We start from the raw sequence: 14,796 nt of genomic DNA, 5'->3' as shown, positions 1-14,796 counted from the left end.
ATTTACGTGACCATTGGTGGCCAGCGCCTGCTATCACGCCTTGTTGAGAGGCGCACAGGCTGTTTGCAGCCAATTTTTTGCATCTGTGGGCAGGTGTGGGCCAATCTGGTGCAAGATTTCTGCATGGTAGCTATCCAGCAGGGCCGTATCTGCTTCTCCCATCAGGGAGAGGTCGATCAGTCTCCGGTCGAACGGGGCCAGGGTCAGGGTTTCAAACTCCAGAAAAGACCGCGTGGAGTCTGCAACTTCGGCCGGGCGGACCAGAACAAGGGTTTCCAGCCGGATGCCGTATGCACCGGGCAGGTAAAAACCCGGCTCGTTGGACAGGACCATGCCCGCCTGCAACGCAATGGTGGAAACAGCCTTGGAAATACGGGCAGGCCCTTCATGCACCGATAAAAAGCTGCCAACGCCATGGCCGGTCCCGTGGTCAAAATCCAGCCCTGCCTGCCACAGGTCGTACCGTGCCAGTGCGTCCAGCGCATGGCCTTTTGTGCCCGTGGGGAAGCGCGCATGGCCAAGGCGCAGGTTGCCCTTGAGCACGCGGGTAAACGCGGCTTTTAGCTCTGGCGGGGGTGTGTTGGGGCCACACCAGAGCGTGCGGGTGACATCGGTTGTGCCATCGGGGTACTGGCCACCGCTGTCGATCAGGTAAACGTCGTTGGCGGTTATGGCGCGGTTGCTCTGCGGGGTTACGCTGTAGTGGATAATGGCCCCGTTTGGCCCAGCGCCTGAAATGGCCGTAAACGAGTCCTCCACATAGTCTGCCGCGGCACGCCGGAATGTGGCGAGCTGTTTGGCGGCATCCAGTTCGGTTGTGGTGGTGGCGTGGGTGTCCATCCAGTGCAAAAAGCGGCACAGGGCCACGCCGTCGCGCAGGTGGGCTGCGCGCATGCCCTGCTGCTCAACCGGGTTTTTGCAGGCTTTGGGTAACAGGCACGGGTCGGGCGTGGCGGCAACGGTTGCGTTATGGCGGCCCAGTATTTGCGTAAACCACACGGCATTGCTTGCCGGGTCCACCCCCACGGTGCGCCCGGTTAATGAGGCCAGCACCTGCTCCAGCTCTGTGGGCGCATGGATACGCACCTCCGCCCCCAGCCATGTGCGCACGTCTGCGGGTATTTTGTCGGGCTGGATAATCAGGTCAACGCCTGCATCGGCATGGATAATGGCAAAAGCCAGCACAACGGGGGTGCAGGGAATATCCGTCCCACGGATATTGAGCAGCCAGGCAATGGAGGCTGAATCACTCAGCACGGCGGCATCCTGCCCCAGATGGCGCAGGTCGTGCGCAATGCGCTCACGCTTGCTGGCCGAACTTTCGCCCGCATAACGCAGGGGGTGTATAAACGCGGGGCCAGCGGGCAGGGCAGGGCGGTCCTGCCAGAGTGCATCCACCAGATTATGCGCGGTGGGGGTAAGGCAAAGCTGCTCGTGTTGCAGGTAGGGGGCCAGTTCCGCGGCACTCATAATGCGTGGGTCGTAGCCAATGCTGGCATCGGGCCGGGCGTTGGCGGCCAGCCATGTGGCGGGGGGCAACTGCCCGCCATGCACACGCTCCCAGCACGTGCCATCCACCTGCTGGTCCATTTGTGTGATGTAGCGACCATCGGAAAAAACGGCGGCCTTGTCTGCCAGCACAATGGCTGTGCCAGCGCTGCCGGTAAAACCGCTTATCCATGCCAGCCGCTGTGCGCAGGCCGGGGTGTACTCCCCCAGAAACTCATCACCATGCGGAATAATCACGCCATCCAGCCCGTTCTGGCGCAATACGGTACGAAGTGAGGTGAGTCTGCTCATGGATAAGGAAGCCAAGGTACTACTCCGCAGATGCTGGGCTAGGGTCGGGCGCAGGGTGGTCCAGGCATAGGCTGCCCTGCGCAAAGGTGCGGCAAAAGATCAGGCGGGATAAGAACCGCCGGGGCGGCGCAGGATCAGCGTTGCCCAGTCCCCTTCGGTCAGGACCTGCTCAAGCACCAGCCCCTGCCTGCGGTGGGCCGCCAGCACCATGCGGATTTGCGTTCGCAGCAGGCCAGCCAGAATAACCGTGCCGCCGGGAGCCAGTGCCTGTGCCAGATCCTTGGCCATAAGGCACAGCGGGCGGGCCAGAATATTGGCAAAAACCAGATCATACGGTGCGTTTTTGCGGATGGCGGGCGTTTGCCAGCCATTGCCAAGGCGGCAGGTAAGGGCACGGTTGAGCCGGTTGCGCCGCGCATTCTGGGCGGAAACACGGACCGACCACGGCTCAATATCCACCGCCAGCACCTTCTGGTGCAAAAGGGCCGCTGCGGCCATGGCCAGAATACCCGTGCCACAGCCAAGGTCCAGAATGCGGCGGGGGTGGCGGTGGGCAATGCGTTCCAGTGCGCGCAGGCAGCCTCGGGTGGAACCATGCTCGCCCGAGCCAAAAGCCACACCCGCATCCAGCGTGAGCACAATGCGGGTTGCCTCGGGTGCATCGGGCAGATGGGTGCCGCGCACCACAAAGCGTTTGCCCACCTTCTGTTCGGGAAAAGCCTCATAAGTGCGGGCAAGCCAGCCTTCGGCTTCGGTTGCTGCGCGTTCCAGCGGGGCGGAGACGCCACTGGTCAGTTCGGCCAGCATAAGGGCCAGTGTCAGTTCGTCCTCACGGTGGCCCGTGTCTTTTACGCCTTCAACCCGCCACTGAGTGCCTTCGGGGTTGGCCTCAAAAATACCAACCGTGGTGCAGACGCTGCCAATGGCGTTTTCGTACGCTTCCACAGCGGCTTCGGGTACGGTGACAGAAATGGTTTCCAGGTTTGTAGCGTGGCGGCGGGGTGTGGGAGCCATTATAGTTTCTCGATAAAGGAGGAAAGAAGCCGTTTTGTGCCCGCGTCTTCAAACGCGATTTCCAGATGGTTGCGGTCAGCCGCAATAACGATGCCCACGCCAAAACGGGGGTGGCGAACCTGTTGCCCCAGCTCAAAGGCCGGTTCTGCCTCTGGCGGGCGTTTGCGGCGGGTAACAACGGGGCCGCTGTCAAACAGGCTCTGCTCGGCAAACAGGCCGCGGCGGGCGGAGCCGCCTTCGTTTTTGCGGCTGATGTGCTCCTCTGGCAGTTCATCCAGAAAGCGGCTGGGCATGGAAGGCTGCCAATTGGCGTAAATGCGTCTGCTCCCGGCATGGAAGATCATGGCCTGTTTGCGCGCACGGGTAATGCCCACATAGGCCAGACGCCGTTCCTCCTCCAGCCCTTTAAGCCCGCCTTCATCCAGCGTGCGCTGGGAGGGAAAAACGCCTTCCTCCCAGCCGGGGAGGAATACCGTATCAAACTCCAGCCCTTTTGCTCCGTGGAGCGTCATGATCGAGAGTTTGGCATCCTGCGCTTTTTCGTCCGTCTCCATCACAAGGGAGACATGCTCCAAAAACTCGCCCAGCGTGCCAAAATCAGCCAGAGCGCGCACAAGTTCCTTCAGGTTTTCCAGCCGTCCGGGGGCTTCGGGCGAGCGGTCGAGGCGCCACATTTCAAGGTAGCCGCTCTCTTCCAGCAGGTGTTCAATGGCCAGCACGTGGCCTTCGCGGCTTAGAATATCCCGCGTGGTGTTCAGGGCATTGGTGAGTGTGCGCAACTGGTCGGCCATTTTGCCCTTGAGCTGGCCGGTTTCGAGCATGGTCTGGGTTGCAACACTCACCGGAGTATTGGCAAAGCGGGCCGCCTCGCGCAGTTTTTGCAGGCTGGCCGGGCCAACGCCGCGCTTGGGCACGTTGATGATCCGCTCGAACGCCAGATCATCCGCCGGTTGGCTGACCACGCGCATATAGGCCAGTGCATCGCGGATTTCGGCCCGCTCGTAAAAGCGTACGCCGCCAACAATGCGGTAGGGCAGGCCGGTCTGTACAAGCCGCTCCTCAAATGCACGGGTCTGGAACCCGGCACGGACCAGAATGGCCATTTCCGCCAGAGACTGCCCCTTGTGGTGCAGGCGCTCGGCTATGTCGCACACACTGCGGGCCTCGGCGTCCGAATCCCATACGCTGGTGACCAGCACTTTTTCCCCATCCGAGGGGTCATCCCGCCCCGAGCGCAGGGTTTTGCCCAACCGTTCCCCATTATGGGCGATCAGCCCCGCAGCGGCACCCAGAATGTGGCGGGTCGAGCGGTAGTTCCGTTCCAGCCGGACAATTTTTGCGCCGGGAAAATCTTTTTCAAACCGCAGAATGTTTTCAACTTCCGCACCACGCCAGGAGTAGATGGACTGGTCATCATCCCCCACGCAGCAGATATTGGCCGTGCCATCGGCCTGTTTGGCCAGCAGGCGCAGCCACAGATACTGCACGGTGTTGGTGTCCTGATACTCATCGACCAGAATATAGCGGAACAGCCGGTGGTACTGGGCCAGCACATCGGGGCGGGTCCGCAGGATTTCGGTCACGTGGAGCATCAGGTCGCCAAAGTCGCAGGCGTTGAGCTGTATCAGGCGGGCCTGATAAGCCTCGTAAATGGCGCGGGCGTGATGATTGGCAAAGTCCGTATCTTCAGACGGGGTGACACGCGCAGGCGTTAACCCCCGGTCCTTCCAGCGCTGGATCACCCCAAGCAGGCCGGGTGCGGGCCAGCGTTTGGTGTCGATCTGCCAGGGTTCCATAACCTGCTTGAGCAGGCGGAGCTGGTCGTCCGTGTCCAGAATGGTAAAGCTCTGGGTCAGTCCCACATATTCCGCGTGGCGGCGCAGCATGCGTGCGCACAGGGCATGGAAGGTGCCAAGCCACAGCCCCTCCGCCGGTGCGCCAAGGAGCAGGGCAACACGCTCGCGCATTTCCCGCGCGGCTTTGTTGGTAAAGGTTACTGCCAGTATCTGCCACGGTTTGGCGCGCTCGGTCAGCAGAATATGGGCAAAGCGTGTGGTTAGCACACGGGTTTTGCCGGTTCCCGCACCAGCCAGAACCAGCAGCGGGCCATCTGTTGTCTCAATGGCCGCGCGTTGCTCGGGGTTCAGGCGCGCAAGGTAGGAGGAGCCGCTCTGCGGAGCAGTGTGGGAGGCGGGATGAGAAGGGGGCTCGAATGTCGTCACCATTCTCTTATATAGTGATGTTCGCCTCAGGCCAATCGGAGCAATAGGATGGCGAAAACAAAGATGTCGCCAACCCCTGCTTCTTCCGTTCAGGAAGGGGCGAGCGGGTTTGCATCAACCGGGCCAGCGGGGCATCGCAGGCGTATGCGCCAGAGGGTGCTGGCCCATGGTGCGGGCGGGCTGGCCGATTACGAATTGCTGGAAATGCTCCTGTTTTACGGTGTGCCCCGGCGGGACACCAAACCTCTGGCCAAAAGCCTGATCAACCAGTTCGGGTCTTTTTCCGCCGTGCTCGATTCCGCGCCCGCAGTGTTGCAGGGGGCCGGTGTGCCGCACGGCGGCGCAGCTTTATGTGCACAGTTGCCGGATGTGGCCGCCTGTCTGGTACGCGATAGTGGCAGTCGTCGCGTTTATCTGGGCGACTGGGACAGTCTTTTGCAGTATTGCAACACGGTGTTACGGGCTGTGGAACGGCCGCAGATGCGTATGCTGCTTCTGGACAGCCGCAACACCCTGCTGGCGGATGAGCCGCTGGCAGGAGTTACGCCAAAAGCAAAACCCGCGGCGGAGTTTGTGCAGCAGACTGTGGCTCATGTTCTGCAACGCGCGCTGGAGGTGCAGGCCTGTGCTGTTGTGAGCGTGTATCTGGCCGAACCGGGGCAGGACGTGCAAACCCTGCTCCAGACTTGCGCGCCTTTTATTACGGGTCTGCGCAAGTCTGCTCCCTTGCTGGCGATCAGCCTGCATGACCATCTGGTGGTTGGGGCTAACGCATGGGCAAGTGCTCGCCAGATGGCGACAGACTGGTGAGTCGCCCCTACACTCCACCGGGCATGGCCGATGGCGGGGCTTTTTTTGCAAGACCGCAGGAAGAACTGGCGCAGGTTCAACCTCTGGCCGGGGCCTTACCTGTGGGGCCGGATCACCGGCAATGCCTTGCCGCATTACTTGGGGCCGCAGGCATGGTGCCTGTGCAGGCACACGAGAAGGCTGAAGCCCTTGTGGGAGAATATGCCACCCTGTCTGCCGTGCTGCTGGCTGCGGCACAGCAGGAGGGAAGTGTACGTCTGCTCCCCGAAGCCGTGCGTGTGTTGCTGATCCTTGTGCGTGAGAGCGCCTTGCGCCTGCATCGCGCCCGCTTGCAGCGTGAGAGCGTTCTGTGTGAACGTCCCGCCCTTAACGCTTATCTGTCGGCTCTTATGGCGCATGAAAAAACCGAGCAGATGCGTGTGCTGTTCCTTGATGCAGCGAACCGGCTTGTGGCGGACGAAGTCATGGGGCGCGGTACGGTGGACCATGCGCCTGTTTACCCGCGTGAGATTGTAAGGCGCGCACTGGTCTTGCAAGCCAGCAGCTTTGTGCTGGTGCATAACCATCCGAGTGGGGATGTTCAGCCTTCCGCAGAGGATATGCGCATGACCGGGCAGATTATTGCCGCTGCCCGCGTTGTAGGGCTGAGCGTGGCCGACCATCTGATCGTGGGGCGGGAGCAGGTCCTGAGCATGAAGGAGGCGGGGTTGCTGTAACCACCTCTTCCGCTCAGGCCGTGGGTCTGCTCAGTCCTCGTCTGCTGGTGGGGGAGAGGCGCATTTGGTTGCCAGTGGGCCAAGAGCTGCCTGTATGCCCCAGTCCCCGGGGAGTGCGCCGTAGGGAAACAGAATATTCACATGCCCCATCTTGCGCCCTTCACGGGCTTCTTTTTTTCCATACAGATGCGGAATATGGCCCGGATTAGCCAGAATGGCGGGCCACAGGGCCATATCTTCGGGGCCGACAAGGTTTTTCATCACCGCATCCGAATGGCGGGTGGCGTGGGGCAGGGGCAGGCCCGCAACCGCGCGGATGTGCATATCAAACTGGTCCTGTGCGCAGGCATCCATGCTCCAGTGGCCCGAATTATGGGGGCGCGGGGCAACCTCGTTCACCATCAGTGAGCCATCGCGCACAAGGAACATCTCCACGCCCATAATGCCAACCAGATCAAACCGCTCGGCAATCAGGGCTGCCAGTCGGCCTGCTTCTTCCGCAACGCTTTCGGGCACGGGGGCGGGGGCGAGTGTCAGGTCCAGAATACCGTGCCAGTGGTGGTTGAGAACCGTGTCAAAGCATTGGATTGTACCGTCTGTGCCGCGGGCGACCATAACGCTCAGTTCGCAGGCAAAATCGACCATACCTTCGGCCACCAGCGGGTGCGGTGCGAGTGCAGCAAAAGCTTCATCCAGTTCCGCGACATTCTGCACACGGCGCTGGCCCTTGCCATCATACCCGTTGCGGGTGGTCTTGAGGATAAGCGGAAAACCCAGCCTGTCTGCCGCTGCGTGCAGGGAGGCATGGTCCGTTACCGCATGCCACGGCGCCAGCGGCACCCCGGCTTCTGCCAGAAAGGTCTTTTCCGCCAGCCGGTCCTGACTGATGCGCAGGATATTGCCAGACGGGCGCACAGGGCAATGCCTGCTCAGCCGGTCCAGTGCATCGGCACTAATGTTTTCAAACTCGAAGGTGACCACATCAACGGCTTTGGCAAAAGCGTCCAGTGCTGCGGGGTCATCATACGCACCAAGGGTTATGGCGCTGCAAACCTGTGCGGCCGGGCCATGGGCGTCCTGAGTGAGAATATGCGTTTTATAGCCCAGTCGGGAGGCTGCAACAGCAGACATGCGGCCAAGCTGCCCTCCACCCACAATGCCGATAACGGCGTTGGGGGCCAGAGCTGCGTGTGTGTGGGTCATTCGTTTTCTGTCACGGGTGTGTCGGCAACCGATGCGGTCTGTATCGCGCGCCATGCTTCCAGCCGTGCGGCCAGTTCAGGGTTTTGCAGGGCCAGAATGGAAGCCGCCAGCAGGGCCGCGTTCTTGGCCCCTGCCGCGCCAATGGCCAGCGTGCCAACGGGTACGCCACCGGGCATCTGCACAATGGAGAGCAGGCTGTCCATGCCCTTGAGTGCGCGGGATTCCACAGGCACACCCAGCACGGGCAGGCGGGTCCATGCCGCACACATGCCGGGCAGGTGGGCGGCGCCCCCAGCCCCGGCGATAATAACAGACAACCCCCGTTCCGCTGCCGTACGGGCGTATTCCGCCAGCCGGTCCGGTGTACGGTGGGCCGAGACAATACGGGTTTCGTGCGGGATTTCCAGCGTGTTCAGAATGGCATCGGCATGGCGCATGGTTTCCCAGTCTGACTGGCTGCCCATGATAATGCCAACCTTGGAGGGCGCGGCCGCTGTGCTGTTATCTGCTGGGTGGGAGGTGGTGGTCTGGGGGGCTGTTGTGTTCACAGGGGGAGGGTATCCGGTCTTGCTAATGCTGGTCCTGTTGCAAAGTCAGGCAATATTGTCGGGTATCAGCTGGCTTTCAACCCGCGTTATGCGGTCTTTGAGCAGTAATTTCCGTTTTTTCAGCCGCTGAAGGTACAGCTGGTCGATAAAGGCTGTCTCACTGGTCATTCTGTTGATGACCGTATCCAGATCACGATGCTCGCTTCGCAGTTCAAGAAGCTGCCCCAGTAGTGACTCGCGGTCCTGCATCATGGCGCTGGTTCTCCCTGTGTGCATCTGACTCGTGCATTCAATCGGATTACTCCGTTGTCGCATTTATGGCGCTCTTTACCAATCATGCATTGCGCGGCCAGCTTGTGCAAACTGGAAAAAGTTCCATGTGCGCAGCGCATATCGGCATGCAGTGGAATATGAAATTAACATGAAGTTTCTGGCCGTCTGTACGCTAGCGTCAATGAGTCACTAACCGAATGGAGGCAGCCATGGCGCGCCTAGCAAGGATAGAGTCTCTCAAACACCGCCATTCCCATATTGACCAGAAAATTGCTTCCGAAGGGGGCAGGCCCAGACCGGATGAGCGCATTCTGATGTGCCTGAAACTGCAAAAGCTCAGGATCAAGGAAGAAATTGAACGGCTGGCGGGCTAAACACGCAGTGCGGATTGATCTGCCATGTAAGTAGCCACGGCAGATCAATCCGGCAGGATTTTATTCAGCAGAAAAATCGGTCTCGCCTGCATCCAGTGCCGGTACGGGAATTTCCGCCCCTTCACGTTCAAGCCGGGCATTGGCCTCGGCTACAGCGGCGTTCAGGTCTGTCTGGCTGCACAGACCAACGGTCACCGGGTCACGCGGTTTGATGTTGGGGGTGTTCCAGTGCTGCTTGTCGCGCACTTTGGCAATAGTGTCCTTGGTGGTGCCAAGCAGTTTTACAATCTGCTGCTCGCTCAGCTGCGGGTAGTTGCGCAGCAGGAAGGCAATGCCATCCGGACGGTCATGGCGCTTGGCAACCGGCGTGTAGCGCGCCCCCTTGGAGCGGCGGCGCACGGGGTTGTTGGTGGCCATGATTTTAAGTCGCGCCGTGGGTGTGGCCTCGCAGCGGCGGATTTCTTCAAGTGCGAGCTGGTGGTTGGCAACGGGGTCATAGCCAACAATGCCTTGAGCGACTTCACCATCGGCAATGGCCTGCACTTCCAGCGGGTGCATCCCACAGAAAGCGGCAATCTGTTCAAAGCTGAGCGCGGTCTTTTCGATCAGCCACACAGCGGTTGCTTTTGGCATCAAGGGTAAGGTCGTCATTTGGCTTCTATCCTGTCGTCGGGCGGCGCTCACGCAGGCACCGGTAAATTGACGGCCTGGAACCTTTTCCGAAGCCTGCGTGCCTGCCGACGCGCATCTATGCCCCCGATATGGGGGGAGCAGCCCGTTCAGGTCAAGCCGCAAAAATACAACACAAGGGAGCGGAACCGGAGTTCCACTCCCTTTTTGGCCTGCAAGGCAGGTTCAGGCCGCGTCTGGCACGCTCTGGTTATGCGGTGGGGTCGAGGTTGCCAGCGTGGGATTGGGGGCAAAGGGCACGTGGTCCTGATGGGATGGTGCGGAAACCCTGTCCACGCTGCGCCCCTCTGTCTGGCCTGCATTGACAGGAATACGTCTGGGTTTGAGCGCTTCTGGCACAATCTGGCGCACGCTAATGCGGAGCAGGCCGTTATTCATGTCCGCCCCCGTGACCTCAACATGGTCAGCCAGTGCAAAGCGGCGTTCAAAGGCACGGCGGGCAATACCGCGGTGCAGCACTTCGCCTTCGTCCAGTGGGGTACTGACCCGGCCGGACACCACAAGAGTGTTGTCCTGCACCAGTAGTTCAATATCATCCGGGGCAAAGCCTGCCACGGCCATGGTCAGGGCGTAGCTGTCGCTCCCGGTCTTGGCAATGTCATAGGGGGGATAGCTGGGTGTGCCCGTATTGCGGGCTGCGGTGTCCATTACCTGTGCCAGCCGGTCGAAGCCGATGGCGGTACGGAACAGGGGCGCAAAATCATAAGTCATGTGGAACCTCCTCGTTCAGCAAGGTTCTGCCGTACAGCAGGCCCCATAAGGCGGCCTGTGTGGCAGGTCTTTCTGGCTAACCCCCTTGGGGCGTCAGCCATGCTCCAAACGTGGAAAGCCCCGCCTCCTTTTTCAAGAGGGCGGGGCCAAAAGCACACGGCAAGGCTTGAAAAATCAGCCTTTGGAACGGGTGCCGATCCCGGCAAAGCGCTTGTTGAACTTGGCGACCTGGCCCCCGGTGTCCATGATGCGCTGCACGCCGGTCCACGCCGGATGGGACTTGGTGTCAATGTCCAGACGGATGGTGTCACCAGCTTTGCCGTAGCAGGAGCGGGTGGTGTATTCCGTGCCGTCGGTCATGATGACGGTGATTTCATGGTATTCGGGATGAATGCCGGACTTCATGGGACAGGTCTTTCTTTACAGCAGACGAAGGCCCGATACCGACCGGGCCGAATTGCCGTGCATATAACGGTATGCGGCAGCAGGATCAACCGTTGATTATGCACCTTTTGCCTGTAACTGGCGTTAAGGCCACAGCCTGTTACGGGGTAACGTCCTGAATAGACTACGCCAATAACGATGTGGCAGGGGCCGATATGGCAAAGATTTTTGGTTATTCCAGCAATAATGCTTGAGAAATGGCCAGCCGGACGGATACAGAACAGTATCTTTGCAGAAAACCCTTTAAAACAGGACACTGAATTTATGGTTGATCTTAAAACTGATCTTAAGGCCCGCGTGCGTACACCGGGCTGGGTGGGGGAGTTCCGCGCCTTTATCATGCGCGGCAATGTTGTTGATCTGGCAGTAGGTGTGGTTATTGGTGCGGCGTTTACAGGAATTGTGAACAGTCTGGTCAAGGATGTATTCAACCCCGTTATTGGTCTTCTGGTCGGCGGGATTGATTTTTCCAACCTGTTCGTCACCCTTAAAGGCCCGCACGAGGCAACGCTGGACGCCGCGCAAAAAGCTGGCGCGGTAACCCTTAACCTCGGCCTGTTCGTGAATGCGGTGATCCAGTTCCTGATCGTGGCAATGGCCATTTTCTGGATGGTCAAAGCCCTGACCCGCCTGCATGTGCGTGAGGAAGCCAAACCCGCAGCCCCGCCCGCACCAACCCAGACGGAAATCCTGCTGACCCAGATCCGCGATGAACTTGTGGCGCGTAACACGCAGCAGACCCCCCCGCAGGGCTAAAGGCTGGGTCGTGGGCAGGCGCTCTGGCGTATACCCCGGCAGGCACTGTGTTTTCGACAGGCGGAATATGGAGTAGGCTCTCAACCATGAAGCCCTCTGTATTCCGCTTTTTTTATAAAGCGCCTCCGTTTGTCGCGCTGCTTGCCCTTGTTGGCGTGGCAGGGTGCCAGAGTGCGCCGTATCAGCTCAAGGTGGAGCAGACGCCCAGCACGCTGCTGTACAGCTACGCCATAGCCAACGGCATGGCGCGCGGGCAGTTGATGAGTGGTGGTCTGAGCCTGCCGCAGATTGTCCAGATCGTTACAGCCGACCGGGAGGCTCTGGCCGCCATTCTGGTTTTTCGGGACCATCCGGGCAGCAACACGCTCAAGGTGGCAGGGCTTAAGGTGGAGGCTTTTCTGGCAACCATTGATGAACCTGCCCCATTAGGGAACAGCATGCTGGTGCTGCCCAACGGTGTGCCCGTTCCACTCTCCCGCCATTAAGGCGTAAAAAAACGGAGCCGTCAGACGGCTCCGTTTTTTTGTGTCAGGCGTAATTGCGGTGGGGCTTCAGGCCGATGGGGCCGTAGCCTTGCCACTTTTGGCGCCGCGCTTGAGACGACCTTCCCCCATGAACAGCAGCAGAGGTGCTGCGATAAAGATGGAGGAGGACGTGCCAACAACAATGCCAAACAGCATGGTCCACGCAAAACCGGACAACGTGGCGCCTCCCCACAGGGCCAGCGGCAGGGATGCCAGAAAGACCGTGGAGGACGTGCCCAGCGTACGGTTGAGTGTTTCGTTGATTGAAAGGTTGATCAGGTCGATCAGCGGCATTGTGCGGTATTTGCGCAGGTTCTCACGTACACGGTCATAAACCACCACCTTGTCGTTGGTGGAATAGCCCAGAATGGTCAGGATTGCGGCGACCATAACCAGATCGAACTCAAAGCCGGTCAGGACCAGAAAGCCCACGGTCTTGGTCAGGTCGAGTATGAGAGTGATGACAGCACTCAGGGCGAACTCCCATTCGAACCGGAACCAGATGTAACCCAGAATCATGGCAAGGCTGAGGGCCAGAGCCAGCATGCCGTTGCGGAACAACTCGGCCGAAACCGAAGCCCCGACCGCATCGGCCCGCAGGATGGTGGTGCCGGGCAGGGATTCGGCCACGGTGTGGCGCACCTTGTCCACAATGGCCTGCGTATCCTGCTCCGAGCCCGCATCCAGCCGGATCAGAACATCATTGGCAGCCCCGAAGGACTGGAAGGAGGCGTGCGATACCCCATGCTCGGCCAGAGCCGCACGGATTTTGGCAAAATCAGCCGGGCCGGGGGTCTGGGCTTCCACCACAATCCCCCCCCGAAAATCCAGGCCCAGCGTAAGGCCGGGATGGAAGAACAGAACAAGCGATGCGATCGAAAGCACGGCCGAGACAATCAGCCCCATGAAGCGGCCGCGCATGAAGTTGATGTGCGTATCCTTGCGGACAAAACGCAGGAGAGGACGTCCGAACATAAGTAGCGCCTCGTTCTTCAAACAGGCAGGCTGGTAGGGCGCGTACGCGCGTACCAACGGGCCATGAGCATGCGGGAGAGCAGCAGGGTGGTGAACAGGGTGGTCACAATGCCAATGGTAATGGTGAGTGCAAACCCACGGACCGGACCTGTGCCAAAAACAAACAGCATCACATGGGCCAGCAGGGCCGTGGCGTTACTGTCGATAATGGTGGAGGTCGCTTTTTCAAACCCTGTCTGCATGGCTGCCAGCGGGGTGCGCCCACGGGCAATTTCCTCGCGTATGCGTTCGTTGATCAGAATGTTGGCGTCCACCGCCATACCCAGTGTAAGCAGCATGCCCGCCATGCCGGGCAGGGTGAGTGTTGCCTCAAAGAGCGAGAGAATGGCCACCATGAGCACAAGGTTGGCCAGCAGGGCAAAGTCCGCGTACCAGCCAAAGCGGCCGTAGAACAGCACCATAAAAGCCACGACCATAATAAAGCCGACGCCAAGGCTGATCATGCCCGCGCGAATGGAATCCGCTCCCAGTGACGGGCCAATGGAGCGCTGCTCAATAACGCTCAGCGGGGCGGGCAGGGCGCCTGCGCGCAGCATAAGGGCAAGGTCGGTTGCCTTTTGTGCATCAAACCCGCCGGTAATCTGGCCATTGCCGCCTGTTATGGGGCTCATGATCACGGGTGCTTCGATAATCTTGTTATCCAGCACAATGGCGAATCGCTTGCCAACATTGGCCTGCGAAACAGCGGCAAAAGCATGCGTGCCTGTCGAATCGAAAGAGAAGCTGACCGCCCATTTGCCGCTCTGCTGGTCAATGACCGCACCGGCGTTGGTCAGGTCCGAGCCATCAACATCCACATGGTCAAAAACGGGGAGGGGGCCACCCTCCGCCGGGTCGGCCATTGGCAAAAGGCTGACCCCCTGTGGCGGGTAGGTTGCGTGCAGCGGGTTGGCATCGACCAGATGGAAGCTCATCTTGGCCGTGGTGCCCAGCAGCGCCTTGATCCGCTCAGGGTCACTAATACCGGGCAGTTCCACAACAATGCGGTCATCACCCTGGCGGGTAATTTCGGGGTCAACAGCCCCCGTGCCGTCAATGCGGCGGCGCACGATCTCAATGGACTGGGTTACGGCCTCACGCGCACGGGTGCGGATGGATTCGGGAGCCAGAACAAGGGCTATGCTGCCATCTTCACGCTTGCTGACGCTGAATTCGTTGGGCACTGCACGGGGCAGGGCGTTCAGGGCCGCTATGTCTGCCTCGGTTTCCGCAGCGGAGCGCGGCATGAACGAGATGGTGCCTTTGGTGGCATCCACCGCAATGTTCTGGTAGCCCAGATGCGCGTTCAGCAGCGCATCGCGCGTGTTTTCCGAGAGGGTTTGCAGCCTGTCATGGGTCAGGCTTTGCAGATCCACCTGCATGAGCAGGTAGGAACCACCCCGCAGATCCAGTCCAAGGTGGATCTGTCGCCATGGTATGGAAGGGAGCGGCTTGCGCATGCCGTTGGGCAGGCACAGCAGCAGGCCTAAAAGGCATATGCCCAGTACCGAGGCCAGTTTGAGGCGGCTGTAATACATTCTTACCTGATCGCTTGCGGTTTTGCTGCCCGGAACATGCCGCTCAACCCTGACAGATGCAACCCGTTCGCGTGCTTATGGGTGGAATGCTTTGCTTTTTCGCTCATTCTGCGTGGCTCAGGCGCATCACCCAGTCGTAAATGGGGTGGGTGGGCATGG

General features: G+C 60.1%; 16 protein-coding genes. 5 read left to right on the top strand and 11 right to left on the bottom strand.

Annotation, left to right across the window (positions count from 1 at the left end; translation table 11 throughout):
* Positions 1–33: 33 nt before the first annotated feature.
* From HNR55_RS01235 to HNR55_RS01225, 3 genes are all read right to left on the bottom strand, one after another.
* A complete protein-coding gene (locus tag HNR55_RS01235; protein ID WP_184382506.1) occupies positions 34–1,815 on the bottom strand; it encodes an aminopeptidase P family protein in 1,782 nt (593 codons plus the stop codon).
* Between the two features lie 84 nt (positions 1,816–1,899).
* On the bottom strand, positions 1,900–2,814 hold the full coding sequence (locus HNR55_RS01230) for a 50S ribosomal protein L11 methyltransferase (protein WP_166110235.1): 915 nt from the start codon (positions 2,812–2,814) through the stop codon (positions 1,900–1,902).
* Positions 2,814–5,039 (bottom strand): ATP-dependent helicase, encoded by a 2,226-nt coding sequence (locus HNR55_RS01225; RefSeq protein WP_166110232.1) that lies wholly within the window; start codon positions 5,037–5,039, stop codon positions 2,814–2,816. Before HNR55_RS01225 ends, HNR55_RS01230 begins: the two co-directional genes overlap by 1 nt.
* Positions 5,040–5,099: 60 nt before the next feature.
* On the opposite strand from HNR55_RS01225, the gene HNR55_RS01220 reads away from it, so the two are divergent.
* Together HNR55_RS01220 and HNR55_RS01215 are read left to right on the top strand one after the other, a co-directional pair.
* On the top strand, positions 5,100–5,846 hold the full coding sequence (locus HNR55_RS01220) for a JAB domain-containing protein (protein ID WP_166110229.1): 747 nt from the start codon (positions 5,100–5,102) through the stop codon (positions 5,844–5,846).
* Positions 5,843–6,562: a JAB domain-containing protein gene (locus HNR55_RS01215; protein WP_198911904.1), complete on the top strand. Its 720-nt coding sequence runs from the start codon at positions 5,843–5,845 to the stop codon at positions 6,560–6,562. Before HNR55_RS01220 ends, HNR55_RS01215 begins: the two co-directional genes overlap by 4 nt.
* A gap of 30 nt (positions 6,563–6,592) precedes the next feature.
* Here HNR55_RS01215 and HNR55_RS01210 read toward each other — a convergent pair whose 3' ends face one another.
* The 3 genes from HNR55_RS01210 to HNR55_RS01200 are packed head-to-tail and all read right to left on the bottom strand — an operon-like array spanning position 6,593 to position 8,565.
* A complete protein-coding gene (locus HNR55_RS01210) occupies positions 6,593–7,765 on the bottom strand; it encodes a 5-(carboxyamino)imidazole ribonucleotide synthase (protein ID WP_166110223.1) in 1,173 nt (390 codons plus the stop codon).
* Positions 7,762–8,313: a 5-(carboxyamino)imidazole ribonucleotide mutase gene (purE, locus tag HNR55_RS01205; RefSeq protein WP_264813743.1), complete on the bottom strand. Its 552-nt coding sequence runs from the start codon at positions 8,311–8,313 to the stop codon at positions 7,762–7,764. The genes HNR55_RS01210 and purE overlap by 4 nt, the downstream gene beginning before the upstream one ends.
* Positions 8,314–8,358: 45 nt before the next feature.
* Complete coding sequence (locus tag HNR55_RS01200) at positions 8,359–8,565, bottom strand: YdcH family protein (protein ID WP_166110220.1); 207 nt, start codon at positions 8,563–8,565, stop codon at positions 8,359–8,361.
* Positions 8,566–8,795: 230 nt separating this feature from the next.
* Here HNR55_RS01200 and HNR55_RS01195 point away from each other — a divergent pair, with 230 nt between their 5' ends.
* A complete protein-coding gene (locus HNR55_RS01195) occupies positions 8,796–8,960 on the top strand; it encodes a YdcH family protein (RefSeq protein WP_166110217.1) in 165 nt (54 codons plus the stop codon).
* Between the two features lie 60 nt (positions 8,961–9,020).
* On the opposite strand, the gene HNR55_RS01190 is transcribed toward HNR55_RS01195, so the two are convergent.
* From HNR55_RS01190 to rpmE, 3 genes are all read right to left on the bottom strand, one after another.
* Entirely contained in the window at positions 9,021–9,611 is a 591-nt protein-coding gene (locus HNR55_RS01190; protein WP_166110214.1) for a DUF1013 domain-containing protein, read from the bottom strand.
* 204 nt (positions 9,612–9,815) lie between these two features.
* Positions 9,816–10,361: an Hsp20 family protein gene (locus tag HNR55_RS01185; protein ID WP_242005374.1), complete on the bottom strand. Its 546-nt coding sequence runs from the start codon at positions 10,359–10,361 to the stop codon at positions 9,816–9,818.
* A gap of 174 nt (positions 10,362–10,535) precedes the next feature.
* Positions 10,536–10,766, bottom strand: a complete 231-nt coding sequence (gene rpmE, locus HNR55_RS01180; protein WP_086638545.1) for a 50S ribosomal protein L31 — start codon at positions 10,764–10,766, stop codon at positions 10,536–10,538.
* Positions 10,767–11,069: 303 nt separating this feature from the next.
* On the opposite strand from rpmE, the gene mscL reads away from it, so the two are divergent.
* Positions 11,070–11,561: a large-conductance mechanosensitive channel protein MscL gene (gene mscL / locus HNR55_RS01175; protein WP_166110211.1), complete on the top strand. Its 492-nt coding sequence runs from the start codon at positions 11,070–11,072 to the stop codon at positions 11,559–11,561.
* A gap of 86 nt (positions 11,562–11,647) precedes the next feature.
* Complete coding sequence (locus HNR55_RS01170; RefSeq protein WP_166110208.1) at positions 11,648–12,046, top strand: hypothetical protein; 399 nt, start codon at positions 11,648–11,650, stop codon at positions 12,044–12,046.
* A 66-nt stretch (positions 12,047–12,112) separates the two neighbouring features.
* Here the strand turns inward: HNR55_RS01170 and secF are convergent, their stop codons facing one another.
* Together secF and secD are read right to left on the bottom strand one after the other, a co-directional pair.
* Entirely contained in the window at positions 12,113–13,060 is a 948-nt protein-coding gene (secF, locus tag HNR55_RS01165) for a protein translocase subunit SecF (RefSeq protein WP_166110206.1), read from the bottom strand.
* Positions 13,061–13,077: 17 nt separating this feature from the next.
* On the bottom strand, positions 13,078–14,637 hold the full coding sequence (gene secD / locus HNR55_RS01160; protein ID WP_166110203.1) for a protein translocase subunit SecD: 1,560 nt from the start codon (positions 14,635–14,637) through the stop codon (positions 13,078–13,080).
* Positions 14,638–14,796 lie beyond the last annotated feature (159 nt).

Origin of the sequence: Acetobacter lovaniensis (genome assembly GCF_014207635.1) — a bacterium.
Taxonomy (GTDB): Bacteria; Pseudomonadota; Alphaproteobacteria; order Acetobacterales; family Acetobacteraceae; genus Acetobacter; species Acetobacter lovaniensis.
Note: the sequence above shows the minus strand (reverse complement) of the source record. Positions and strands in the feature narration are given on the sequence as shown.

Coding starts and splice junctions, on each gene's coding strand:
- HNR55_RS01220 (WP_166110229.1), top strand. CDS start 5,100: ATGTCGCCAACCCCTGCTTCTTCCGTTCAGGAAGGGGCGAGCGGGTTT.
- HNR55_RS01190 (WP_166110214.1), bottom strand. CDS start 9,611: ATGACGACCTTACCCTTGATGCCAAAAGCAACCGCTGTGTGGCTGATC.
- HNR55_RS01225 (WP_166110232.1), bottom strand. CDS start 5,039: ATGGTGACGACATTCGAGCCCCCTTCTCATCCCGCCTCCCACACTGCT.
- rpmE (WP_086638545.1), bottom strand. CDS start 10,766: ATGAAGTCCGGCATTCATCCCGAATACCATGAAATCACCGTCATCATG.
- secF (WP_166110206.1), bottom strand. CDS start 13,060: ATGTTCGGACGTCCTCTCCTGCGTTTTGTCCGCAAGGATACGCACATC.
- secD (WP_166110203.1), bottom strand. CDS start 14,637: ATGTATTACAGCCGCCTCAAACTGGCCTCGGTACTGGGCATATGCCTT.
- HNR55_RS01185 (WP_242005374.1), bottom strand. CDS start 10,361: ATGACTTATGATTTTGCGCCCCTGTTCCGTACCGCCATCGGCTTCGAC.
- HNR55_RS01170 (WP_166110208.1), top strand. CDS start 11,648: ATGAAGCCCTCTGTATTCCGCTTTTTTTATAAAGCGCCTCCGTTTGTC.
- HNR55_RS01200 (WP_166110220.1), bottom strand. CDS start 8,565: ATGATGCAGGACCGCGAGTCACTACTGGGGCAGCTTCTTGAACTGCGA.
- HNR55_RS01230 (WP_166110235.1), bottom strand. CDS start 2,814: ATGGCTCCCACACCCCGCCGCCACGCTACAAACCTGGAAACCATTTCT.
- mscL (WP_166110211.1), top strand. CDS start 11,070: ATGGTTGATCTTAAAACTGATCTTAAGGCCCGCGTGCGTACACCGGGC.
- HNR55_RS01195 (WP_166110217.1), top strand. CDS start 8,796: ATGGCGCGCCTAGCAAGGATAGAGTCTCTCAAACACCGCCATTCCCAT.
- HNR55_RS01210 (WP_166110223.1), bottom strand. CDS start 7,765: ATGACCCACACACACGCAGCTCTGGCCCCCAACGCCGTTATCGGCATT.